Here is a 21,871-nt window from a genome sequence, read left to right as displayed (position 1 = left end):
TGAAATTTGGATATTTTTATTTGAATGAAACTACGGTGGGTATGGTGTGGTATAGGGGGTAGGGAAAGGCGTTGGTTGGGTTGAAAATGCTAGAGGATGGTGCATATTAGGTGATTGAAATCATGTCCCCAAAGGCATTGATTAATGCGCCAATAAAGCATAGTAATGGCCCCAACCAGCCTACGGCTTTTCTGGATTTCTCATCCTCTTTGACCGAATCTGGTATGGGCTCATTTTTCTTTTCATAGTGTCTTGAGCTATTGAAGAATTCACCGGTGTCTTGGGAGAGTATTGGAATTAGTAGTCCTTGGCCAATAATTGCAGGTCTCGCGATTAATATGATGCCTACACAACCTATAAGTGCTCCAAATCGTGATAGCCAGTGAAAGTCATTTTTGTATATGCTGATGCTAGCTCCAGAAATGGCAAGGAAAGTAGCTAGTACCATCATTGTGGTGTTATTTGTAAAAAAAAGACGAATTATATTTATAAGAGATTTTATTTTAAATATTGGCGTGATTATGTGGTAATTATGTTTCATCTTTAAACCATTTTCTATCGGCGTGGGTCTTAAATGTCTCCTCGAGAAAATAGTCGACCTTACGTAGGTCTGGTGTATGACGTTCTGCCATAACGTAGTACTGCCAGCTATTAATTTCGGATGGGTGGTTTGACACAATAAGCCCAACCCCAAGGCTGGCACAACAAAATTTTATTTCATCAAAAACATCATCTAGGTTACGATCAATATATGAATTGTGCGGAGGGTCGTAATAAAATAAAACGCTGTAGTTAGAGGCTCTAGTATGAGCAAGTGCCTCATATACGGCGGTTACATCAAACTGGGTTTCAGTATGTTTTACTTCAAACGAAACTACTTCGATAGTTGATGGCGCTGCATATGAAAACTTATGAGCGCATACTGTTGTGAAGTCAGGAGTGCTCCATTTTCCTGATAGTTTTATTTTGTGGGTTTCTTTGAAGTGATATTTTGTAGAGCCGTAGTTGCGATATATTGATTTTGCAATCCATGTCTGTACGTGATGAGCTATGTAAGGGTACGATTTTTTTTCATCACAGATGTTTTTTGTTATTGTCAATCCCCCTCCTTTCCCTGTTGAAATGATGTATTCTTCTTCGTCGTTAATTTCATCTATCAGAGATTTTAGCTCTGCTGGTTTCATGTTGAGCAATGGTGCGATAGTTTTTGCCGTTTTTTCCGGAGCTCCAGAGCATAAGTGACAAATGAGGGATTGGCGATTCATGGTATTGGCTTTCATGATTTAATAATGGGTTGTGGTCTAAGATGAGTTGAAAATAAATGATGGGAAGGTATTTTGGAGTGCTGTGTTTTATAAGTGTGGCTTGAGTTTTGTTGGCTGGTGTTGCAATAAGGAAGAGCCTTCTTGGTTTTGTTGGTGATGGATTGGTTAAAAATTATGTAATATGTGGTGCTTTATTTTTCAGGTGCTCAATTTTGAGTTTTCAAACGTAATATATGCGGATGGGAAATGCCTCTAATGTTGGGGGAAGTAGATCGCTGAGAAATAGAATAGATCACCTAATTTTTCTAACATTAGTTCTTCATTCTTCATTTGTCACCCCCCCGCCGCCACCTTCTCCAAACTCGGCAAGGTATGGGTATACAGCTTGGCCAAGTCCTTGGGGCTGGTGATGGTTTCAAAGTGCTCCATCTTGATGGCCAGGAATTGCCCCTTGCTGCCATTGCGTACTTCGCCCACTTCCATCGCTTTCAGCGCGCTGATCCAGTACCAGTTCTGACCCATGTTTTCCTTATCGCAATAGGCGTACCACAGCGGCAGGCGGAACAGCCGCTCGAAGGTGAGCGCTTTTTTGAGTTCTTCTTCCAGGCTGAGGGTGAGTTCGCCGCACCATGGGGTGTAGTTCTTGGCGTCGATGGCGATCATGCCCAGCGAGGGCAGCAGGAGCAGGAAGTCCGGCCGTTTGGCTGCGCCTTGGAATAGCGAGGCGAAGCTTTCCTTGTTCTGGCAGGTGCCCACATAGGCCAGTTTGTGTTGGTTAAACCAGGCGTTGAGCGCTTTCTCGCCCTCATGGCCTTTTTCCTCCGCCGTGTTGGGGGCGGCCTGGGCTGTAGCGGGCGGCGGATTAGGCGCGGGCGCTTGAGCTGGAACTGGTGTCGCGGCTTGGATAGGCGCCGTTGTTTGCGGCGGGGCGGGCGCGGCGTTGGATGTTGGGGCCGTCATTGTGGATGGTTTCAGTGAAAGGGTTTTTCTGATGCTTGCGAGCGAAAAGGCCATGGTGTCTGCTCAGATTGGGTTGGCTGGGCGGGGGTGGAAGCGATTCATCCCGCTTGCCTCGCTTGATCCGCCTGATACGCCGCCTCACGGTCGCTGAACAGGCCCAGGCGCACCAGGCGGGCGAGGATGGCGCCGCGGCTGCGGCCCAGTTGTTTGGCGATGGCCTGGCTGTCCGGCTGGGCCGGGCTGTGCCACAGGGTTTTCAGTTGCTGGTCGTCGGCCACGGTCCAGACCGCGCCTTGCTTGCCGGCTGTGGGCGGCGCGGCGGGTTTGGTGGGCGGCTTTTCCGCGGCGGCGGGTACGTCCCAGAGTGGCGGCAGGTCCAGCGTTTGCATGCGGGCGTTGTCGGCCTGCATCGCCGCTTGCTGGTGCTCGTACAGCCCCAGGTGGACCAACCGGGAGACGATGGCCAGCGGGCTGCGGCCCAGTTTTTCCGATAGTTGGCGTACCGGTGCGGGGGAGGCTTCCCACAGCAGGGCGAGGCGGTTGTCTTCGGCGATGGTCCAGCGCTGGCCCTGGCGCGCGCCGCCGGGGGCCGCTTGCGGCTCGGGCGCGGTGGGCGGGTCCGCGGCGTGTTGTTTGGCGACGCGCTTGAGTTGCTCGTAATACAGCGCGCGCGCCTTATCCAGCGCCGGGTCCTTGGGGGTGCCCAGCGGGTCGCGCCGGCCGGCCGGGTCTAGGCCCAGGACCAGTTGTTCGACAATTTCGAGTTCTCTCATAGGGATGCCCGGAGCCGGTCTCGCATTGCTTGCGGGGCGGGTGCCGCCGTGGATAAGCCATGTTATCGCCGCGGCCGGGGTCTATGCAAATTGAGTTTGCGGCGCGCGGCCCGGGGCCGGGCCGGCGCGCGCTTTAAGCTTCGATTTCTATCAGGGTGGGATTGGCGGCGGCGGCGGCCTGTTCCAGCGCCTGGCGCAGCAGCGGTTCGGGGGTGCCCAGCGCCAGGGTTTCGGCGCGCCAGCCGTAGGCACGGGCCAGCGCCGGGAAGTCCGGGGTGTAGAGGTCCACGCCCAGCGGTTCCATATCGGCGGCGCGCATCGAGCTTTTGATTTCGCCGTAGCCGCGGTTGTTGAGCAGCAGCACGATCAGGCGGGCGCGGGTTTCCATCGCGGTGCCCATTTCCGCCAGGGTGAACTGGAAGCCGCCGTCGCCGGCCAGGCAGAGCACCGGCCGGTCCGGTTCGGCCAGCGCGGCGCCGATGGCGGCGGGCAGGCCGTAGCCCAGCGCGCCGAAGCCGACGGAGGCGTTGAACCAGCTGTTGCCGCGCGGCGCGCAAAAGCCCAGGTTGCCGGCGTAGACCAGGCGGGTGGAGTCCCCCACCCAGCGCGCTTGCGGCAGGATGTCGCGCACGCGGTGCAGCCAGGCCAGGTCGGCGGCGTGTTCCGGCTCCATCTCGGCGGCGGCCAGGCGGCGGGCGGCGTCGGCGCGCTCTTCGCCCTGGCGGGCGGCGTCGGTCAGTTGCAGCGTCAGCAGTTGCAGGGTTTCTTTGGCGTCGCCCAATAGCGGTAGGTCGGCGCCGCGGCCGCGGCAGAGTTGTTCCGGGTCGATGTCGATGCGGATCAGCGCGCCGGGCAGGCGGAAGCCGCCGTCCACGTACATGTCGAAGTCGGTGGGCCCCAGTTCGCAGCCCACGGCCAGCACCACGTCGCTGGCGGCGATCAGGCGGCGCGCGGCCGGCAGCGAGGGGCTGCAGGACAGGGCCAGCGGGTGGCCGTCCGGCAGCGCGCCTCGCGCGTTGATGGTCATCAGCGCCGGCGCGTCCAGCATTTCCGCCAGCCGGCTCAGTTGCGGCGCGGCCTGGCGCGCGCCGCCGCCTATCAGCAGCAGCGGCCGTTCCGCGCTGGACAGCAGGCGGGCGGCGCGGTCGATGGCGGCGGGGGCGGCCGGCCCGCGCAGCAGCCGCATCGCCGGCGCTTGCGGCGGCGGCAGGCCGTCGGCGGGCGCGGCCATCAGGTCCAGCGGGATTTCGATGTGCACCGGGCGCGGGCGGCCGCCGTCGAACACGGCGAAGGCGCGCGCCAGTACTTGCGGCAGTTCCGCCGCCGCGGTCAGGGTGTGGCTGAAGGCGGTGATCTGGCTGGCCAGCGCGTGCTGGTCCGGCAGTTCGTGCAGGTGGCCGTCGCCGGAGCCCAGCTTGCCGCGCGCGTTGACGCCGGAGATGACCAGCAGCGGGATGGAGTCGGCGTAGGCCTGGCCCATGGCGGTGGCGATATTGGTGAGGCCGGGGCCGGTGATGACGAAGCAGACGCCGGGCTTGCCGCTGACGCGGGCGTAGCCGTCGGCCATGAAGCCCAGGCTTTGTTCGTGGCGGGCGGCGATGTGGCGGATGCCGCTGCCGGCCAGGCCGCGGTAGAGCTCGATGGTGTGGACGCCGGGGATGCCGAACACGGTGTCGACGCCGTAAGCCGCCAGCCAGGCGGTGAGGTAGCTGCCCAGGGTAGCGCTCATGCGGATTCCTTTTGTCTTGGCGCGGCGGCGCGCAGTTGGCCGGCGAAGCGGGCGATGCGGCGGCAGGCTTCGGCCAAGCGTTCGTCGTCCACCACCAGGCCCAGGCGGATGAAGCCGGCGGCGGTGGGGCCGAAGGCGGCGGCGTCCAGCACGGAGACTCCGGTGGCTTCAAACAGCTTCCAGGCGAAATCCCCGGCCTCCAGGCCGCAGCCGCGCACGTCCAGCAGCAGGAACATGCCGGCTTCCGGCAGCGGGCATTGCAGGCCGTCCACGCCGCTGAGCAGGCTGTGGGCCAGGTCGCGCCGCCGCCGGTACAGCGCGCGGACGGGGTCGACGAAGGCGTCGTAGTCTTGCAGCGCCAGCAGCGCGGCTTGCTGGATGAAGCCGGGGATGCCGTAGAGCATGCACAGGGCCAGCGTGCCCATGTGCTGGATCAGCGGGCGCGGGCCGGCGGCCCAGCCCAGCCGCCAGCCGGCCATGGCGTGGGATTTGGACAGGCTGCCCAGGGTCAGCGTGCGTTCCGCCATGCCGGGCAGGGCGGCGATGCTGTGGTGCGGGGCTTCGAAACTGAGGCCGGCGTAGACTTCGTCGGCCACCACCCATAGGTCGTGGCGGCGGGCCAGCGCGGCCACCGCGGCCAGTTCGTCCGGGCGCAGCGCCGCGCCGGTGGGGTTGCAGGGGGTGGCGAGGAAGATCGCGCGGCTGCGCGGGGTGACGGCGGCTTCCAGCGCGGCCAGGTCCAGATGGAAACCGTCCGCGGGTTTGACCGGCACCGGCACCAGCGCGGCGCCGCTGGCGCGGATGCTGGCTTCGTAGGTCAGGTACATCGGTTCCGGCACCAGCACTTCGTCGCCGGCCTGGCACAGGCAGAGCGCGGCGGAGAACAGGCCGTTTTGCGCGCCGGCCACCACGATGACGTTGTCGGCGTCCATCTCCAGGCCGGTGGCGGCGGCGTGGCGGCGGGCGATGGCGGCGCGCAGGTCGGCGCGGCCCTCCACCGGGCTGTAGTGGGTGTCGCCGTCGCGCAGCGCGGCCACGGCGCGTTCAATAATGGGGGCCGGGGTGGCGAACTCCGGATCGCCCACGCTGAGGATGATCACGTCCTCGCCGCGGGCGGCGGCTTGCTGCGCCGCCAGGTGGATGTTCCAGGCATCGACGCGTTCGCCGGCGATGCGTTCGACCAGGGGGGAAAAGCGCATGGGGGTCTCCGTAATAATGAGCTAGGGGCGGTGTCAGAAGGCGGTGCGGACCGGCAGTCTCTTTTCCAGCCTTAGGAAGACGCGTTCTATCAGCCAGGCCAGCGCGAAATAAATCAGCGCCACGGTCAGCAGCGGTTCGTAGGTGCGCAGGGTTTGCGCGCGCACCAGATTGGCCGCGCCCAGTACGTCCATCACCGCCACGGTGGAGGCCAGCGCGGTGGATTTGAGCAGCAGCACGGTTTCGCCGGCCAAGGACGGCAGCAGGATCAGCAGCGCGCGCGGCAGCCAGATGCGCCGCGCCGCGGTCAGCCGCGACATGCCCAGCGCGCGGGCGGCTTCCAGTTCGCCCTTGGGCACGGCGGCCAGGCCGCCGCGCACCACTTCGCCCACATAGCCGGCCACGCTCAACGCCAGCGCCAGCGCCACGTACCAGAAGCCTTCGCGCAGATAAGGCCACAGCAGGCTGTCGCGCAGCGCCGGAAAGCCGGCGAACAGGCTGCCCAGGCCGTAATAGAGCACGTAGATCTGCACCAGCAGCGGGGTGCCGCGGATCAGGTTGGTGAAGGACAGGCTGAGCCAGGCGAGGAAGGGTTGGCGGGACAGCCGGGCAAAGCCCACCGCCACCGCCAGCGCGAAGCCCAGGCCGCCGGAAAGCAGCAGCAATTGCACGGTGACGGCGACGCCGCGCCAGAGCATGGGGCCGTAGTCTTGCAGCCATTGGAAGTTCATGCGGGTCTCCCGTTCACAGCGCCGGCTGCCAGCGGCGGAAGCGGCGTTCAATCAGGCTGAAGCCGGCGTTGGACAGCAGGGTCATCAATAGGTAGATGGCGGCCACGGTCAGATAGAACAGCAGGTACTGGCGGGTGGAGCCGGCGGCCTGCTTGGTGGTGAACAGCAGTTCGCTGTAGCCCACCACGCTGATCAGCGCGCTGTCCTTGATCAGCACCAGCCACAGATTGGCCAGGCCGGCCAGCGCGTAGGGCATCATCTCCGGCAGGATCACGCGGCGGGCGGTCAGCCAGCGGCCGCAGCCGAAGGCGCGCGCGGCCTCGATGTGGCCGTGCGGTATCGCCTGCACCGCGCCGCGCATGATTTCCGCCGCGTAAGCCCCTTGCACGATGCCCAGCACCACGATGGCGGCGGCGAAGCCGTTCACCTCCACCTGCGGCTGGCCCAGCAGCGCCGCCAACGCGTTGATGGCGTCGCCGCCGGCGTAGTAGAGCAGCAGGATGAGCAGCAGCTCCGGCAGCGAGCGGCACACGCTGGTGTAGGCGTTGGCCAGCCGCTTGAGCAGCGGGTGGCCGCCCAGTTTGACGAGAGCGGTGGCCAGGCCGATGAGCAGGCCCAGCGCGAAAGCGCCCAGCGAGATTTCCAGCGTGACCACGGCGCCTTGCAGCAGGGCGGGGCCCCAGTCGCGGACTACGGCGTCGTAGGCTTGTTGCAGTGCATCCAGCATATAGGCTCTCCCTGGGGCGGCTCAGGCGGGCGGGTCGCTGTCACTTGGCGTCCGGCGAGATGTTGACCTTGAAGTATTTCTTCTGGATGGCGTCGAAGCTGCCGTCGGCGCGCAGTTGCAGGATGGCCTGGTCGAACTGCTGCTTGAGCGCGACGTCGGCCTTGCGCAGGCCGGCGCCGATGCCGGGGCCGAACAGCGGGTCCTTGGGCGCCAGGCCTTTGGATTCCAGCCCGGAACCGTCCTTGCCGCCAAGGAAATCGCTGGCGGCCAGCGCGTCCAGCAGCATCAGGTCCACGCGGCCGGCGACGAGGTCGGCGTTCAGTTCGTCCTGGGTGTTGTAGTAACGGATGACGGAGCCGGCGCCGTAGTATTTCTTCAGGAAGTTGGCGTTGGTGGTGGCGGATTGCACGCCCAGGGTCTTGCCCTTCAGGCCGGCCGGGCTGAGGACGGCTTTCTGGCCCTTGGGGCCGACGAACTCGGAGGCGGTGTAGTAATAAGGCAGGCTGAAAGCGATGACTTTTTCCCGCTCCGGGGTGATGGACATGGAGTTGAAGATCACGTCTATCTTCTTGCTGTTGAGCGCGGGGATGATGCCGTCCCAGGAGACTTCGGCGATCTGACAGCTTTGCTTGAGGCGCTGGCACAGCTTGCGCACCAGCTCCACTTCAAAGCCGCTCCACTGGCCGTTGCTCTGCTTGATGGTGAACGGCGGGTAGGGTTCGGCGGCGATGCCGATGCGCAGCGGGTTGGCGGCCGCGGCGGTACAGAACAGGACGGCGAAGGCGGCGATGAGGGCGCGGAATCGGTTCATGGAGTTTCTCCCTGGGTGTCAGGCGTTGACAAACTGGCGGCAGCGTTCGCTGCGCGGCGCGGCGAAAACCTGTTCCGGCGGGCCGGCTTCCTCGATGCGGCCCTGATGCAGGAACAGCACTTTGCTGGACACTTCGCGGGCGAAGGCCATTTCATGGGTGACCAGCAGCATGGTGCAGCCTTCATCGGCCAGCTGGCGTATCACCCGCAGCACTTCGCCCACTCGTTCCGGGTCCAGCGCGGAGGTGGGTTCGTCGAACAGCATCACCGCCGGCCGGGTCGCCAGCGCGCGGGCAATGGCCACCCGCTGTTGCTGGCCGCCGGACAAAAAGGCGGGATAGGCCTGGCGCTTGTCCGCCATGCCCACTTTCTCCAGCAGCGCCTCGGCCAGCGCCACCGCTTCGGCGCGCGGCTGGCGCAGGACGCGCACCGGCACCTCGATCAGGTTTTCCAGCACCGTCATGTGCGGCCACAGATTGAAGTTCTGGAACACCATGCCCAGCCGCGAGCGCAGCCGGTCCACCTGGCGCGGGTCGGCCGGCGCGCGCCGGCCGCGTTTGTCGGTGCGCAGGGCGATTTCCTCGCCGGCGATCAGCACTCGGCCGTCGTCCGGGACTTCCAGCAGGTTGAGACAGCGCAGCAAGGTGCTCTTGCCGGAGCCGCTGGCGCCGATCAGCGACACCACCTCGCCGGCGGAGGCGGCGAAGGAGACGCCGTCCAGCACGACTTGGCCGTCGAAGCGCTTGCGCAGGTTTTCCACCGCGACGATGGGCGCGGGGGGAGGGTGGATGGCGGGGGCGGGGTGATGCATGGGGCTCTCCTCCTTGCGGCTGTGGCAGCCTGCTGTAGTTGTGTGCCGCGCCTGTAGAGTGGCTAACAAATTCCTGATGCTGCGTTGCGCCGACTTGCCGTACTCAAGTACTGCCTGCGTCGGCGCGCCTTGCCTCAGACGTGAAACTGATTTTGTTAGCCGCTCTTAGCGCGACAGTGTAGGCGTGGCAACATCCATGCCAGCGGGTCTGTTTTTTAATTGCATGAATTTAAAAGGTTTTTGCGCTTGCTCGCGGCGACAAAAACCGTCAATACTGCAACTATTCATAAAAGCGCCGAATTCTTGGCGCCCGCAGTTTAAGCGGCTAAGAGCCTGTTCAAAGGCTAGCGAGCGAGGGCGAGACAAGGCGAAAACGAGCGAAAAAGCGGAATGTACACGTGGTACATGAGCATTTTGAGCTTGTTTTTAACGCCGTATCGCTGAAGCGCAGCAGACTTTGAACAGGTTCGTAAAGGAGAAGGGGGAGATATGGACAGGGACCTGAACCAGGGCATTGCGCTGTTTGGCGATTTTTTCGACGCGATCGGCCTGTCGGTGGCCATCATCGACCAGGACGGGCGCTACGCCTATTACAACCAGGAGTGCTCGCAGCTGGACGAATACACCGCGGAGCAGGCGCTGGGGGCCTATCTGCTGGAGCTGTACCCGGAGCTGGACGAGAACAGCAGCACGCTGTTGCAGGCGCTGCGGCAGGGCCGCAGCTACCGCAATCATTACCAGCGTTATCGCAATCCCAGGGGCAAGGCGGTGCATCAGGTGCACACCACGCTGCCGCTGAAGCGCGCCGACGGCCGCATCGTCGGCGCGGTGGAGCTGTCCCGCGATCTGACCGTGGTCAGCCCGCTGCATCAGGCGCTGGTGGATTTGCAGCAGAACGTGGAGGAGGAGGCCGACGGCGGGCTGATGGGCATCATCACCGACGACGCGGCGATGAAGCAGCTGATCCACCAGGCCCGGCGGCTGGCGCGCGCCGATGTGCAGGTGTTGATCCACGGCGAAACCGGCACCGGCAAGGAGTTGTTCGCCCGCTTGCTGCACCAGGAAGGGCCGCGCGCCGAGCGCCCCTTCGTGGTGCTCAATTGCGCGGCATTGCCGGAGCCGCTGTTTGAAAGCACCTTGTTCGGCACCGTGCGCGGCGCCTTCACCGGGGCCGAGGACCGGCGCGGGGTGCTGGAATCCGCCCATGGCGGCACCCTGTTTCTGGACGAGATCAACTCGCTGCCGTTGTCCATCCAGGGCAAGCTGCTGCGCGCCTTGCAGGAGGGCACCTTCAGCCGGGTGGGCTCCGGCGCGGAGGTGCGCGTGGACGTGAGGGTGGTGGTGGCCAGCAACGAGTCGCCGCAGCGGATGCTGGACGAGCGCAAGATCCGGCCGGACCTGCTGTACCGGCTGAACGTGGGCTGTCTGGCGGTGCCGCCGCTGCGCGAGCGGCTGCGGGATATTCCGCTGCTGGCGCAGGCTTTCTTGCGCAAGCATGGCAAGGTCACCGGCCACCGCGTGCAGCGCATCAGCCATGCGGTGATGGAGCGCATGCTGCGCTATCACTGGCCGGGCAATGTGCGCATGCTGGAGAACGTGCTGCTGCGCAGCCTGATCCTGTGCGAGGGCGGGGACGAACTGGATTTCCTGCTGCTGGAGGAAGAGGGCGAAGCGGCGCAGCGGCGCACGGAGGAACGTCGGCCGTCGGCGCCGGCCGCGCCGCCGCCGGACGGCGAGGGCACGCTGGAGCAGCGGATGGCGCGCTATGAGCGCCGGCTGTTGGTGGATTGCCTGGAGGGCTGCGCCAATCTGACCGAGGCGGCGCGCCGGCTGGGTCTGCCGCGCGCCACCTTGCAGTACAAGTTGAAGAAGCACGGGATACAGCTGGCGCGCACAGTGTTGGGATGAGCGGGGCGGGGCATATCCAAAAGAGGCATAGCAATAGGCGTGCTGAACAGCGTAAAGGAGCCATTATGCGCGGCCTGCAAGATCCATGTCAGGCTACGAGTGCAAGCTCTTGCGCCGGCTGTTGGGTTCTGGTCTCTGTAATGGATTTCTGCGTGGGTATCGCTACGCTCCACCCACCCTACCCATGGCGAGCGGCTGCGCGTAGGGTGGGTGGAGCCGCAGGCGATACCCGCCAGCGATCGCGGTTTCCCATATCGGCTGAGCTTTTAACCGTCTCTTAGAGCCTGTTTACGATCTGCTGCGCGTTGTGAAACGTTGCACGGTGAGGACGAGCTCAACATGCTCATGTACCACTTGTACATTCCGCTTTTGGCTCGTTTCCGCCTTGTCTCGCCTTACTCGCGAGATCGTAAACACGTTCTTAGGCCCGCTAGCAAAACCGCGCAGCGTACCTGAGCCAAGGCGCGCCGACGCAGGCAGTACAAGTCGTACGACCAGGAGGCGCAACGCAGGATCAGGGGTTTTGTTAGCGGGCCTTAGTTACAAATCCAGCACCAGCGGTCCGCTCCCCGCCGCCCGCGACACGCAGATCATGATGCGTTCCCGCCGCTCCGCCTCGTTCAAGTATTGGTCGCGGTGTTCGGCGTCGCCGGCCAGCAGCCTGGTCTCGCAGCTGCCGCAATAGCCTTCCCGGCATAGACAGTCCGGCCGCAGCGAGCTCTGCCGTTCTATCGCCGCCAGGATGGATTCGTCGGCGTCCACCCGCAGCCGCAGGCCGGAGCGGGCCAGTTCCACCTCAAAGCCGGCGCTCGCCGCCGCCGTGTCGGCGCTGAAGCGCTCATAGTGCAGCCGGCCGGCCGGCAAGCGCCGAGCGCAGGCGTCCGCCGCCGCCGCGATCAGCCGCTCCGGCCCGCAGACATACACCTGGCTGTCCGCCGGCGCGGCGGCGATCAGCGCGTCCAGGTCCAGCCTGCGGCCGGCCCGGCTCTCGTACAGGCGGATTCTGGCGTCGCCGCGCTCGCTTCGTTCGGCCAGCTGGGCGGCGAAGGCGGCGCCGGCGGCGTCGCGGAAGGCGTAGTGCAGCTGGTAGTTGGCGTCAGCGCCCAGCGCCGCCATATGGGCGATGAAGGGCGTGATGCCGATGCCGCCGGCGATGAACAGCCGCGGGCCGGGAGCGGCGGCCAGCGGGAAACGGTTGGCCGGCGCTTGCACCCGCAGGCGGCTGCCCGGCGCCAGCGCGTGCAGATAACGCGAGCCGCCGCGCGAATCCGGCTCGTGTTTGACCGCGATGCGGTAGACCCCGCCGCCGGGGTCCAGCAGCGAGTAGGCCGCGGGCCGGCCCGGCGGCGGCATCTCCACCACGATGTGGCTGCCGGACGGGCAGGGCGGGGCCGGGCCGTCCAGCGGCCGCAGGGTGAAGGCCTTGACGCCGGCGGCCACTTCTTCGATGGCGCAGACTTCGGTGACGATGGCGGGCATGCGCGGCGCTCCGGTTCAGCCGCGGTAGGCGGCGGCCACCATCTGGTGGAAATGGGCGATGCCGTGCTCGCTGATGCCGCTGCGCTGGCTGTCCGCCATGATGCGGCCCTGGCCGCGGTAGCCGCGAGATTGCAGCCCACGTTGCACGCTTTCCACCAGCCGCAGGTCTTCGGGGCGGAATTCGTCGCGCGCCCAGCTGACGAAGCGGCGCTGTTCCTCGCTCAAATCCTGGTTGAGGAAGAGGATGTCGTAATGCTGGACGGTGATGCCGGCGGATTCCGGAAATTCGTAGATCACCGTCATCGCCGCGTCGCCGGGCACCACGTTGAACATCACGCCGGGCCACAGCCAGTAGCCGTTGAAAGCCTGGTTGGCGGCCTCGCCGTCGAAGGCGTAGCTGCTGTCGCTGGATTGGGCGGCGCCGCGCTGCAAGGTCCAGCGGCCGTGAAGGCTGTGGGTGTAGCCGTCGGTGGACACCGATTGCGAGAAGCTGGGGTGGGCCGGCGCGCAGTGGTAGCACTCCATGTAGTTGTCGACGATGACTTTCCAGTTGGCCGGCGTGGTGGTGACCACGCGCTCGGCTACCTTCAGGTCCGCCACTCGTGGACACACTTGCATGAAGTGCTCGCGCAGGCCGGCGTATTCGACGTCGATGTCCGGCGCGTCCGGGTCCATGTTGACGAAGACGAAGCCGCAGTATTCGGCCACCCGCAACGGGCTCAGGTGACTGCCGGCCCGGTCGAAGTCCGCCACCTGCTCGCAGTTGCGAGCGTGCGCTAGTTGGCCGTCCAGCTTGAAGGCCCAGGCGTGGTAGGGACAGGTGATCACATTCCTGGCTTGGCCGCTGCCGCTGAGCAGCTCATGGCCGCGGTGCGGGCAGACGTTGTAGAAGGCGCGCAGCTCGCCGTCGCGGTCGCGCAGCAGCAGGATGTTCTCGCCTATCACCCGGCGGGTGACGTAATCGTTGGGCCGGGCCAGCTCGCTGCCGTGGCACAGGCAGAGCCAGGATTTGGCGAAGATCTGTTCTTTTTCGTACTGGAACACCTCGTCGGCGGTGTAGCAGCGCGCCGGCAGGGTGTGGGCGCGCTCGATGTCGCTGCAGAAGTCGGCGGGCAGGCGCGGCGCGGCGGGCGGGGGCTGGATGACGGCGTGTTGCTGCATGGCGGGGCTCCTTCAAAAGCCTTGAGTGGGGGACGGCTGTTGATGATTTAACGGTTTGCCGGCGGCGGCGGAGCGGATGGCGGCGACGCTTACTTTTCATTGCGCGCCAATTTGCATTGGCGCGAACTGGGCGCTCGCGCTTATGCTGGCCATTGAGCGTACTGGATTGAATGGGGAGCGCTGTGGTGGACGAATACCATTTCCTGCTGTTGCCGGAGTTTTCCTTCATCGGCTTCGCCGCGCTGATGGAGCCGTTCCGCATCGCCAATCGCTTTCAGCCCGGCGCCAGCCGCTGGCGGCTCTTGTCGGTGGACGGGCAGGCGGTGGCGGCCAGCAACGGCATCGCGCTGATGGTGGACGGCGCGTTGGCGGAGGCCGGGCCGTGCACCTGTCTGTTCGTGGTCAGCAGCTTTCATCCGTTGCGGCATTACACGCCGGAGCTGGGCGCGGCGCTGCGGCGGCTGGAGCGCGGAGGCGTGACCCTGGGGGCGATAGACACCGGCTGTTTCATCCTGGCCGAGGCCGGCCTGCTGCGCGGCGAGACGGTGACGCTGCACTGGGAGGCGATTCCGGCCTTCCGGGAACGCTACCCGCAAGTGACCGCCAGCCAGGAGCTGTTCCTGACCGAGCGGCGGCCCACCTCCGCCGGCGCGGCGGCCGGGCTGGACCTGGCGCTGGCCTTGCTGGCGCGCCGTCACGGCCGCGAGCTGGCGCTGGCGGTGTCCGAGCAATTGGTGCAGGGGCAGATGCGCAGCCCGTCCGAGCACCAGCGCCTGCAGGTGGCCAGCCGCTACCAGGTGCACAACAAGAAGCTGGCGCAGGCGATACGGCTGATGGAGGCGCAACTGGAGGAGCCGTGGCCGCCGGAGGAGCTGGCCGCGCGTTGCGGGACCACCCGCCGCCAGCTGGAGCGCTTGTTCCGCGCGCATCTCAAGGCCTCGCCGGCGGAGTTCTACCGCGCGCTGAGGCTGGACCGCGCCCGCTGGCTGCTGCGCCAGACCGAGCTGAGCGTGGTGGAAATCAGCGTGATTTGCGGCTTTGAGTCGCCGTCTTATTTTTCCCGCGCCTATCGCAAGCGTTTCGACCGCAGTCCGAGGGAGGATCGCGAGGACCGCAGCGGCGCTTGAGAAGCTGCTCTCAGCGGTTTTCGCCTGGTCTCGCGCTTGCTCGCGGGGCTTTGGACCGGTCCGGAGCGGGGGGGCATTGGCTGGCCGCGGATGGTTTTATCGGGTACTGTTGAGGGTTTGGATTGGCGCGGGCGGCGCGCCTCCATAAAATAACAGGGCAAACCCCAAAATCGCCCTACGCTGGAGAAACCCGAAAATGGCCATCATCCGTCAGGAAGACTTCGTGCAAAGCATTGCCGACGCCTTCCAGTTCATCAGCTATTACCATCCCAAAGACTATATCGACGCGCTGCACCAGGCGTATCTGAAGGAAGAGAGCCCGGCGGCCAAGGACGCCATGGCCCAGATCCTGATCAACAGCCGCATGTGCGCGGAAGGCAAGCGCCCGATCTGTCAGGATACCGGCATCGCCGTGGTGTTCCTGAAAGTGGGCATGAAGGTGCAGTGGGACGCTGAGCTGTCGGTGCAGGAGATGGTGAACGAAGGCGTGCGTCGCGCTTACCTGAACCCGGACAACAAGCTGCGCGCCTCGGTGCTGCTGGACCCGGCCGGCAAACGCCAGAACAGCAAGGACAATACCCCGGCGGTGGTGCATTTCGAGATCGTCGAAGGCGACGGCGTGGAAGTGACCTGTGCGGCCAAGGGCGGCGGCTCGGAGAACAAATCCAAGTTCTACGCGCTGAATCCGTCCGACTCCATCGTGGACTGGGTGCTGAAGACCCTGCCCACCATGGGCGCCGGCTGGTGTCCGCCGGGCATCCTCGGCATCGGCATCGGCGGCACGCCGGAAAAGGCGATGCTGCTGGCCAAGGAAAGCCTGATGAGCCATGTGGACATCCAGGACTTGAAAGCCAAGGCCGACAGCGGCGCGGAACTGAGCCGCGTGGAGCAACTGCGCCTGGAGCTGTTTGAAAAGGTCAACGCGCTGGGCATCGGCGCCCAGGGCCTGGGCGGCCTGACCACGGTCCTGGACGTGAAGATTCTGGATTACCCCACCCACGCGGCCAGCCTGCCGGTGGCGATGATCCCCAACTGCGCGGCCACCCGCCACGTGCACTTCCACCTGGACGGCAGCGGCCCGGTCGCGCTGGAAGCGCCCCGTCTGGAAGACTGGCCGGACATCACCTACGACAACTCCAACGGCAAGCGCGTCAACCTGGACGCCATCACCCCGGAAGAGGTGCAAAGCTGGCAGCCGGGCGACGTGCTGCTGCTCAACGGCAAGATCCTCACCGGCCGCGACGCCGCGCACAAGCGCATGGTGGACATGCTGAACAAGGGCGAGAAGCTGCCGGTGGACTTCACCAACCGCTTCATCTACTACGTGGGCCCGGTGGATCCGGTGCGCGACGAAGTGGTGGGCCCGGCCGGCCCCACCACCGCCACCCGCATGGACAAGTTCACCCGCCAGATGCTGGAGCAGACCGGCCTCCTGGGCATGATAGGCAAGGCCGAGCGCGGTCCCACCGCGATCGAGGCGATCAAGGACAACAAGGCGGTCTATCTGATGGCCGTCGGCGGTTCCGCCTATCTGGTGTCCAAGGCGATCAAGGCGTCCAAAGTGGTGGCCTTCGAAGAGCTGGGCATGGAAGCCATTTACGAGTTCGAGGTCAAGGACATGCCGGTGACGGTGGCGGTAGATTCCTGTGGATCCAGCGTGCACAACACCGGCCCGGCCGAGTGGCGCGTGAAGATAGGCAAGATTCCGGTCATCCCCGTCTGAGAACCTGCCTACGATCTGCTGCGCATCGTGGAGCGTTACATGGTGAGTACGACTTCGAAATGCTCATGTACCGTGTGTACACTCCGCTTTCTCAGCCGCAACGCCTTGTCTCGCCTTAGCTCGCGAGATCGTAAACACGTTCTGAGTCCGCATGAAAGAAACGGTCGCCTTCGGCGGCCGTTTTGGTTTGCGCCGGCGGCGCCTGAAAACGGTTTGATCCAGACCAAGGTCGGGTGGTGAACCGTCACCTATGCTCGGTGGCACACCCTTATTGTGCTGCCCGCATGTTGACCGAGTTTTCATTGATCCTGACCTTGTTGCAGCAGATGTGCGTTTACCTGGTGATCGCCTATCTCTTGTCCAAGACGCCGCTGTTTATCCCGCTGACCCAGGTCACCATCCGGCTGCCGCACAAGCTGGTGTGCTATCTGGTGTTTTCGGTGTTCTGCGTGATGGGCACTTATTTCGGCCTGCACATCGACGATTCCATCGCCAACACCCGCGCCACCGGCGCGGTGCTGGGCGGCATGTTGGGCGGGCCGTGGGTGGGGCTGGCGGTGGGTTTCACCGGCGGCCTGCATCGTTATTCGCTAGGCGGCGTCACCGCCGGCGCCTGCATGGCGTCCACCATGGCCGAAGGCCTGCTGGGCGGGCTGGTGCACCGTTATTTCGTGCGGCGCGGCCAGTTGGGGCGGGTGTTCGACCCGCTGGCGGTGGCCGCGGTGGCGCTGCTGGCCGAATGCATGCAGATGTTGATCCTGCTGGCGGCGGTCAAGCCCTTCGCCGCCGCCTGGCATCTGGTGCGCAGCATCGCGCTGCCGATGATGATCGCCAACACCCTGGGCGCGGCCATGTTCATGCGCATCCTGCTGGACCGGCGCGCGCTGGCGGAGAAGTATTCCTCCGCCTTCTCCTCCAAGGCGCTGCAGATCGCCGCCCGCGCCGAAGGCGTGCTGCGCCACGGCTTCGACCGCGACAACTGCATGACCATGGCGCGCATCCTGTACGAGGAGCTGGGCGTGGGCGCGGTGGCGCTGACCGACCGCGAGCGGCTGCTGGCCTTCATCGGCGCCGGCGCCGACCACCATCTGGCGGGCACGCCCATCACCTCGCCGCTGACCCAGCGCGCCATCGCCGCCAACCAAGTGGTGTACGCCGACGGCAATGAGACGCCATACCGCTGCTCCATCAGCCCGGCCTGCAAGCTGGGCTCCTCGCTGGTGATCCCCTTGCGCGGCGAGGACGAACGGGTGATCGGCACCATCAAGCTGTACGAGACGCGCAACAAGCTGTTTTCCGGGATCAACCTGACCCTGGGCGAGGGCATTGCCCGGCTGCTGTCCAACCAGATCCTGCAAGGCAAGTACGAGCAGCAGAAACAGCTGCTGGCCCAGACCGAGATCAAGCTGCTGCACGCCCAGGTCAATCCGCATTTCCTGTTCAACGCGCTCAATACCCTGTCCGCGGTGATACGCCGCAACCCGGAGCACGCGCGCCAGCTGGTGCAATACCTGTCCACCTTTTTCCGCAAGAACCTGAAGCGCTCCAGCGAGATGGCCACCCTGGGCGACGAGATCGACCACGTCAGCGCCTATCTGCGTATCGAGGAGGCGCGCTTCGCCGGCCGGCTGCAAGTGGAGATAGCCGCGCCGGAGGCGGCGCGCCGCGCCGAACTGCCGGCGTTTTCCCTGCAACCGCTGGTGGAAAACGCGATCAAGCACGGCACCTCCCAGCTGCTGGAGCCGGGGCGCATCCGCATCTCCGCCCGCTGCGACGCGCAAGGCCTGCGGGTGACAGTGGAGGACAACGCCGGCCTCTACCACAAGCCGGAACAGAGCGACGGCCTGGGCATGTCCCTGGTGGACCGCCGCATCCGCGCCCGTTACGGCGAGGCCTACGGGGTGGCGGTGGATTGCGCCCCTGAGCTTTACACCCGGGTCAGCCTGCTGCTGCCCTGTCGTTGCCCGCAGGCGGACGCGCGCCGCGCCGGAGCGGCGGCATGAGCGCAGCCGGCCTGCCCAGCGTGCTGCTGGTGGACGACGAGCCGCTGGCGCGCGACGAATTGCGCCAGCTATTGCAGGCCGCCGGCGGCCTGGACATCGTCGGCGAGTGCGGCAACGCGGTGGAGGCCATCGCCTTCATCCATCGCCGCAAGCCGGACGTGGTGTTCCTGGATATCCAGATGCCGCGCATCAGCGGCCTGGAAATGCTGGCGATGCTGGACCCGGAGGCCATGCCGCAAGTGGTGTTCGTCACCGCTTACGACGCCTACGCGCTGCAGGCTTTTGAAGAACACGCCTGCGACTACCTGCTGAAGCCGGTGGACCCGGCGCGCTTGGCCAAGACCCTGGCGCGGCTGCGCCAGCGCGCCGCGTCGCCGCCGGCGGCGGTATGCGCCTTGGCGCCGCTCAGCCTGATTCCCTGCCAGGGCGTCAACCGCATCGTGCTGTGCCGCTTAGAGGAGGTGGCCTATGTCTGCTCCCGGCTCAGCGGCGTTTACGTGGTGGACGCCGCCGGCGTGGAGCGCTTCACCGAGCTGACGCTGCGCACCCTGGAAGAGCGCACCGATCTGTTCCGCTGCCATCGGCAATACCTGGTGCGCTTGTCGGCGATCCGGGAAATCCTGTTCGGCGACAACGGCGTCGCCACCATCCATACGCTGGACGGCCACAGCCTGCCGGTCAGCCGCCGCTATCTGAAGCCCCTGAAGGACGCGCTGGGCATCGCGAGCTAGCGGCCGCCCGTCCAAATGCGCCGCGCATCCCCCTCCGCTGTGCTAAACCTCAGTCCAGGGGGAGACATTCGATGACAAAACAAATGCTGCTGTGCGCGGCCTGGGCGCTGGGCTGCGCGCCCGGCCTGCTTCATGCCTGCAACGGCACGGCAACCCAGGACAGCTCGCCGGACATCAACCGGCCGGATCTGCACGGCATCGCCGTGTTTCTGCCGCAATTGCTGGAGAACAACCAGAACAGCCCGTTCGCCGAACTGCTGCAAGTGGTGGCCAGACATTACAAGGAAGGCAAGATCAGTTTCAGCATAGAGCCGGTCAAGCGCGTCTATCTGGACGCCAGCGACAAGAACGCGGACTTCCGCTTTCCCATCATGAAGGTGAGGGAGGGCGCGGACGACGCCACGCCCTATCAGTTCACCAAGGAGATGCTGGGCAAGGTCACCTTCGTGCTCTACACCCACAAGACCAAGCCGCTGGACAAAGAGGACGTGCTGCGCATGGCCAATCTGGCCAAATACAATATCGAGGCGCCGCCGGTGAACTGGGGCTTTCCCAGCAAGAGCGTGGTCAATCTGGAACTCTCGTTGAAAAAGCTGAATCTGGGCCGGGTGGACGGGGTGCTGTGGGCGCAGGAGGAGGCGGATTATCTGGTGCGCAAGTTCAAGCTGAACAATATCCGCCGCGCCCGTTTCGACGACTACCCGGACGTGCTCTTCCTCAACTGCAACCGCCGCGGCGATTTCGTCCATCAGGCGCTGAACCGGGCCATCCGCGCCGCGCGCGCCAGCGGCGAACTGCAAAAAGCCTACGCCAAGGTGCATAAGCCCTATCAGGACTGGCAGCCCTGAGGGCCTGTAGACTAAAGACGCTGCATCTTTATGTTCTGCCTACGATAAAATACAAAATACGCTTGCCTGTTAGCTCAAGAATGTATGCATATTTGCTCTTTTGAAAGCTACCACTGCGGCCTATGCCATCAAAATTATCCGTTATGCAAAGATATTTCTTCGGACCCTCCTCAAGTAATGCCCAATAAGCTAATTCAACATGAACCACCGGCTTGCTCACCTTTTCTACTCCTGGAAGCAGCGTCGAGCGATTAATAGGCCAGAGTTTGCCCATGTAAAGTACCGCGCCTCCCTTTGGGGAGGTGGCAAAGCCAATGTCAATGCCCTCGTGTTTTACATACTCAGCAGTGTACCCTGGCTTATAGCCATCTTCTTGAATAATTTCATTTATCCGTATTTCAACCGAGCTTATGCCACCTCTAGCCTGTGTTTCTAGGCAACTACTGATCACATTGGCAGATGGCGCTGCGAATAGTGCGGTTGAAATTAAAGCCAATGCAATGCCAAGCGATTTCATTTATATTCCTTCGCCTTGGTAAACCGCAAATAGTCCGTGTTCTGCTTCCAAAAGATTGTTCCCCCATGGGCAGCCGTGGACTCATAGACGTGATCGTAGCGATAAAGCTCCTCCTTGTAAGTTTCTATTTTTCCGTTTGCTTTCTTTTTGGTGACTTTGTGTTTTATAACCAGCTTTGACGACTCATTGATATCATAAATGTTGTGCGATGGGTCGGTAAAACGAATGCCGACCCTTACCTTGAAATGTTTTTTGTAGTTGGATTTAATATCGGCGCCATCCCAAAACCAAGCGCCATTAGATTTGTCAGGGCCATTTGCCAGCGCATTTTCTGCGGCGGCTATAGCGATTTTCATCCCGGCGTTGGCCAGTATGTCCTCGTCTTTTGTCTTTTTAAAGTGGACATAACGCTTATTGCCATCCCCGACTACAAATGAAAAAGATGGTTCACCTGCCACAAACGCGGCCATGCTGGAATAACCCCGAGCATCTCTTTGACGCTTTAGCACGCTGGCCAAGGCGTACATTTCATCGGGACTATCCGCCAGATATGCTTCGCCATACGCCATGGCGGCTAACAGGCGAACCTCCGGGTTTATCCTCGGTTTGGCTATAGCTGTCATGATTTGAGTCCCTAATCACGTTTAGCGGAATCACGCTCCAGCCACATGACGAAGTCCGAGTCCCCTCCTTGGATCGCGTTTGTCTTGCCTGAGTTGAAGCTTCCTTTATGAGTGACGCGCTCTTTGTTTTGATAAAGATCGTAGCGATAGCCTTCAACGGGATGACCGGACTCATCTTCAAGTGTGTACCAATGCTCGATAATCTCATTTTCCAAAGCTGCGGCAGCAGCCGTCGCTACAAGTACAACAGCACGAGCTGTCCCTCCAACGCTTGCCGCACCGCTGGCTTCATAACTACGCCCAACCTCACCCAGTGTTGAGATCAAGGTAGCGCCACAGCTAACTTTGTGTCCTTCCAGTGCCGTTGCTTTACCGTCGATGATCCATGAGGGATCCCCTTCAACAATGACACAGCCAGTATGTCCCTGTTGTGGGCAGCTTACTGGGTCGCCAATCCGAGCGACAGGCTTCCCAAAGAAAGTCGTTGTGGGCGCTGCGCCCGTGACAAAACCGCCATGATCTGTCGGGTCGCCCAAGCGAATCACTCTCTTCATAGCCATATCATCAATATGGTTAATGAAGCAAAAACCGTAGATCATTTTTATTGATTAATCTGCTGGCCTTTTGACTAGTTTTTGAGCTGCGCTCATATGCTCGCGAGTTCGTGAGCTGACGCCTGCCTTGTGCCGCTCGCCCCGCTCTAGCCGCCGCTGGCGACGCCATGCGGCCGCTGAGCCGCTTTCCGCCC

The 21,871-nt window shown here is 63.3% G+C and carries 21 protein-coding genes; 6 read left to right on the top strand and 15 right to left on the bottom strand.

Features of this window, described 5'->3' with window-relative positions; all coding sequences use genetic code 11:
- Nucleotides 1–106 precede the first annotated feature (106 nt).
- The 10 genes from QUG03_RS13785 to QUG03_RS13740 all read right to left on the bottom strand — a co-directional run bounded on the left by QUG03_RS13785 (nt 107) and on the right by QUG03_RS13740 (nt 9,003).
- On the bottom strand, nt 107–541 hold the full coding sequence (locus QUG03_RS13785; protein WP_500820241.1) for a hypothetical protein: 435 nt from the start codon (nt 539–541) through the stop codon (nt 107–109).
- On the bottom strand, nt 531–1,280 hold the full coding sequence (locus QUG03_RS13780; protein ID WP_500820240.1) for a hypothetical protein: 750 nt from the start codon (nt 1,278–1,280) through the stop codon (nt 531–533). The genes QUG03_RS13785 and QUG03_RS13780 overlap by 11 nt, the downstream gene beginning before the upstream one ends.
- 318 nt (nt 1,281–1,598) lie before the next feature.
- The gene (locus QUG03_RS13775; protein ID WP_500820239.1) at nt 1,599–2,279 is read right to left on the bottom strand and encodes a hypothetical protein; all 681 of its coding nucleotides are present in this window, start codon (nt 2,277–2,279) and stop codon (nt 1,599–1,601) included.
- Nucleotides 2,280–2,323: 44 nt separating this feature from the next.
- The gene (locus QUG03_RS13770; RefSeq protein ID WP_500820238.1) at nt 2,324–2,998 is read right to left on the bottom strand and encodes a hypothetical protein; all 675 of its coding nucleotides are present in this window, start codon (nt 2,996–2,998) and stop codon (nt 2,324–2,326) included.
- A 133-nt stretch (nt 2,999–3,131) separates the two neighbouring features.
- Entirely contained in the window at nt 3,132–4,727 is a 1,596-nt protein-coding gene (locus tag QUG03_RS13765; protein WP_500820237.1) for a 5-guanidino-2-oxopentanoate decarboxylase, read from the bottom strand.
- Nucleotides 4,724–5,926 (bottom strand): pyridoxal phosphate-dependent aminotransferase, encoded by a 1,203-nt coding sequence (locus QUG03_RS13760; RefSeq protein WP_500820236.1) that lies wholly within the window; start codon nt 5,924–5,926, stop codon nt 4,724–4,726. The genes QUG03_RS13765 and QUG03_RS13760 overlap by 4 nt, the downstream gene beginning before the upstream one ends.
- 33 nt (nt 5,927–5,959) lie before the next feature.
- On the bottom strand, nt 5,960–6,655 hold the full coding sequence (locus QUG03_RS13755; protein WP_488906441.1) for an ABC transporter permease: 696 nt from the start codon (nt 6,653–6,655) through the stop codon (nt 5,960–5,962).
- 13 nt (nt 6,656–6,668) lie between these two features.
- A complete protein-coding gene (locus QUG03_RS13750; RefSeq protein WP_205465673.1) occupies nt 6,669–7,382 on the bottom strand; it encodes an ABC transporter permease in 714 nt (237 codons plus the stop codon).
- Between the two features lie 40 nt (nt 7,383–7,422).
- Complete coding sequence (locus QUG03_RS13745) at nt 7,423–8,193, bottom strand: transporter substrate-binding domain-containing protein (protein WP_488906443.1); 771 nt, start codon at nt 8,191–8,193, stop codon at nt 7,423–7,425.
- An 18-nt stretch (nt 8,194–8,211) separates the two neighbouring features.
- Nucleotides 8,212–9,003, bottom strand: coding sequence for an ABC transporter ATP-binding protein (locus QUG03_RS13740; RefSeq protein WP_500820235.1), 792 nt, complete (start codon nt 9,001–9,003; stop codon nt 8,212–8,214).
- A gap of 489 nt (nt 9,004–9,492) precedes the next feature.
- Here QUG03_RS13740 and QUG03_RS13735 point away from each other — a divergent pair, with 489 nt between their 5' ends.
- Nucleotides 9,493–10,911: a sigma-54 interaction domain-containing protein gene (locus tag QUG03_RS13735; protein ID WP_500820234.1), complete on the top strand. Its 1,419-nt coding sequence runs from the start codon at nt 9,493–9,495 to the stop codon at nt 10,909–10,911.
- Nucleotides 10,912–11,451: 540 nt separating this feature from the next.
- Here QUG03_RS13735 and QUG03_RS13730 read toward each other — a convergent pair.
- Nucleotides 11,452–12,390, bottom strand: coding sequence for a PDR/VanB family oxidoreductase (locus tag QUG03_RS13730; protein WP_500820233.1), 939 nt, complete (start codon nt 12,388–12,390; stop codon nt 11,452–11,454).
- A gap of 15 nt (nt 12,391–12,405) precedes the next feature.
- Nucleotides 12,406–13,551 carry an aromatic ring-hydroxylating oxygenase subunit alpha gene (locus QUG03_RS13725; protein ID WP_500820232.1) on the bottom strand — a complete coding sequence of 382 codons (1,146 nt, stop codon included), beginning with the start codon at nt 13,549–13,551 and terminating at the stop codon, nt 12,406–12,408.
- 170 nt (nt 13,552–13,721) lie between these two features.
- Here QUG03_RS13725 and QUG03_RS13720 point away from each other — a divergent pair, with 170 nt between their 5' ends.
- From QUG03_RS13720 to QUG03_RS13700, 5 genes are all read left to right on the top strand, one after another.
- Nucleotides 13,722–14,678, top strand: a complete 957-nt coding sequence (locus tag QUG03_RS13720) for a GlxA family transcriptional regulator (RefSeq protein ID WP_500820231.1) — start codon at nt 13,722–13,724, stop codon at nt 14,676–14,678.
- 196 nt (nt 14,679–14,874) lie between these two features.
- Nucleotides 14,875–16,401, top strand: coding sequence for a fumarate hydratase (locus tag QUG03_RS13715; RefSeq protein ID WP_500820230.1), 1,527 nt, complete (start codon nt 14,875–14,877; stop codon nt 16,399–16,401).
- A gap of 284 nt (nt 16,402–16,685) precedes the next feature.
- Nucleotides 16,686–18,404 carry a LytS/YhcK type 5TM receptor domain-containing protein gene (locus tag QUG03_RS13710; RefSeq protein WP_486636800.1) on the top strand — a complete coding sequence of 573 codons (1,719 nt, stop codon included), beginning with the start codon at nt 16,686–16,688 and terminating at the stop codon, nt 18,402–18,404.
- Nucleotides 18,401–19,135, top strand: coding sequence for a two-component system response regulator BtsR (gene btsR / locus QUG03_RS13705; RefSeq protein WP_500820229.1), 735 nt, complete (start codon nt 18,401–18,403; stop codon nt 19,133–19,135). The genes QUG03_RS13710 and btsR overlap by 4 nt, the downstream gene beginning before the upstream one ends.
- A gap of 71 nt (nt 19,136–19,206) precedes the next feature.
- A complete protein-coding gene (locus QUG03_RS13700) occupies nt 19,207–19,983 on the top strand; it encodes a type 2 periplasmic-binding domain-containing protein (RefSeq protein ID WP_146176666.1) in 777 nt (258 codons plus the stop codon).
- 28 nt (nt 19,984–20,011) lie between these two features.
- Here the strand turns inward: QUG03_RS13700 and QUG03_RS13695 are convergent, their stop codons facing one another.
- From QUG03_RS13695 to QUG03_RS13685, 3 genes are read right to left on the bottom strand one after another with little or no spacing between them, the layout of a single operon-like run.
- Nucleotides 20,012–20,500: a hypothetical protein gene (locus tag QUG03_RS13695; RefSeq protein ID WP_500820228.1), complete on the bottom strand. Its 489-nt coding sequence runs from the start codon at nt 20,498–20,500 to the stop codon at nt 20,012–20,014.
- Nucleotides 20,497–21,123, bottom strand: coding sequence for a hypothetical protein (locus QUG03_RS13690; protein WP_500820227.1), 627 nt, complete (start codon nt 21,121–21,123; stop codon nt 20,497–20,499). Before QUG03_RS13690 ends, QUG03_RS13695 begins: the two co-directional genes overlap by 4 nt.
- An 11-nt stretch (nt 21,124–21,134) precedes the next feature.
- Nucleotides 21,135–21,722, bottom strand: coding sequence for a PAAR domain-containing protein (locus QUG03_RS13685; protein WP_500820226.1), 588 nt, complete (start codon nt 21,720–21,722; stop codon nt 21,135–21,137).
- Nucleotides 21,723–21,871 lie beyond the last annotated feature (149 nt).

This window comes from Chromobacterium sp. CCUG 30098 (genome assembly GCF_059916605.1).
Note: the sequence above shows the minus strand (reverse complement) of the source record. Positions and strands in the feature narration are given on the sequence as shown.

What these genes read in the sequence shown, in the direction of transcription:
- QUG03_RS13785 (WP_500820241.1), bottom strand. Translation starts at nt 541, where the DNA reads ATGAAACATAATTACCACATAATCACGCCAATATTTAAAATAAAATCT.
- QUG03_RS13780 (WP_500820240.1), bottom strand. Translation starts at nt 1,280, where the DNA reads ATGAAAGCCAATACCATGAATCGCCAATCCCTCATTTGTCACTTATGC.
- QUG03_RS13775 (WP_500820239.1), bottom strand. Translation starts at nt 2,279, where the DNA reads ATGGCCTTTTCGCTCGCAAGCATCAGAAAAACCCTTTCACTGAAACCA.
- QUG03_RS13770 (WP_500820238.1), bottom strand. Translation starts at nt 2,998, where the DNA reads ATGAGAGAACTCGAAATTGTCGAACAACTGGTCCTGGGCCTAGACCCG.
- QUG03_RS13765 (WP_500820237.1), bottom strand. Translation starts at nt 4,727, where the DNA reads ATGAGCGCTACCCTGGGCAGCTACCTCACCGCCTGGCTGGCGGCTTAC.
- QUG03_RS13760 (WP_500820236.1), bottom strand. Translation starts at nt 5,926, where the DNA reads ATGCGCTTTTCCCCCCTGGTCGAACGCATCGCCGGCGAACGCGTCGAT.
- QUG03_RS13755 (WP_488906441.1), bottom strand. Translation starts at nt 6,655, where the DNA reads ATGAACTTCCAATGGCTGCAAGACTACGGCCCCATGCTCTGGCGCGGC.
- QUG03_RS13750 (WP_205465673.1), bottom strand. Translation starts at nt 7,382, where the DNA reads ATGCTGGATGCACTGCAACAAGCCTACGACGCCGTAGTCCGCGACTGG.
- QUG03_RS13745 (WP_488906443.1), bottom strand. Translation starts at nt 8,193, where the DNA reads ATGAACCGATTCCGCGCCCTCATCGCCGCCTTCGCCGTCCTGTTCTGT.
- QUG03_RS13740 (WP_500820235.1), bottom strand. Translation starts at nt 9,003, where the DNA reads ATGCATCACCCCGCCCCCGCCATCCACCCTCCCCCCGCGCCCATCGTC.
- QUG03_RS13735 (WP_500820234.1), top strand. Translation starts at nt 9,493, where the DNA reads ATGGACAGGGACCTGAACCAGGGCATTGCGCTGTTTGGCGATTTTTTC.
- QUG03_RS13730 (WP_500820233.1), bottom strand. Translation starts at nt 12,390, where the DNA reads ATGCCCGCCATCGTCACCGAAGTCTGCGCCATCGAAGAAGTGGCCGCC.
- QUG03_RS13725 (WP_500820232.1), bottom strand. Translation starts at nt 13,551, where the DNA reads ATGCAGCAACACGCCGTCATCCAGCCCCCGCCCGCCGCGCCGCGCCTG.
- QUG03_RS13720 (WP_500820231.1), top strand. Translation starts at nt 13,722, where the DNA reads ATGGGGAGCGCTGTGGTGGACGAATACCATTTCCTGCTGTTGCCGGAG.
- QUG03_RS13715 (WP_500820230.1), top strand. Translation starts at nt 14,875, where the DNA reads ATGGCCATCATCCGTCAGGAAGACTTCGTGCAAAGCATTGCCGACGCC.
- QUG03_RS13710 (WP_486636800.1), top strand. Translation starts at nt 16,686, where the DNA reads ATGTTGACCGAGTTTTCATTGATCCTGACCTTGTTGCAGCAGATGTGC.
- btsR (WP_500820229.1), top strand. Translation starts at nt 18,401, where the DNA reads ATGAGCGCAGCCGGCCTGCCCAGCGTGCTGCTGGTGGACGACGAGCCG.
- QUG03_RS13700 (WP_146176666.1), top strand. Translation starts at nt 19,207, where the DNA reads ATGACAAAACAAATGCTGCTGTGCGCGGCCTGGGCGCTGGGCTGCGCG.
- QUG03_RS13695 (WP_500820228.1), bottom strand. Translation starts at nt 20,500, where the DNA reads ATGAAATCGCTTGGCATTGCATTGGCTTTAATTTCAACCGCACTATTC.
- QUG03_RS13690 (WP_500820227.1), bottom strand. Translation starts at nt 21,123, where the DNA reads ATGACAGCTATAGCCAAACCGAGGATAAACCCGGAGGTTCGCCTGTTA.
- QUG03_RS13685 (WP_500820226.1), bottom strand. Translation starts at nt 21,722, where the DNA reads ATGATCTACGGTTTTTGCTTCATTAACCATATTGATGATATGGCTATG.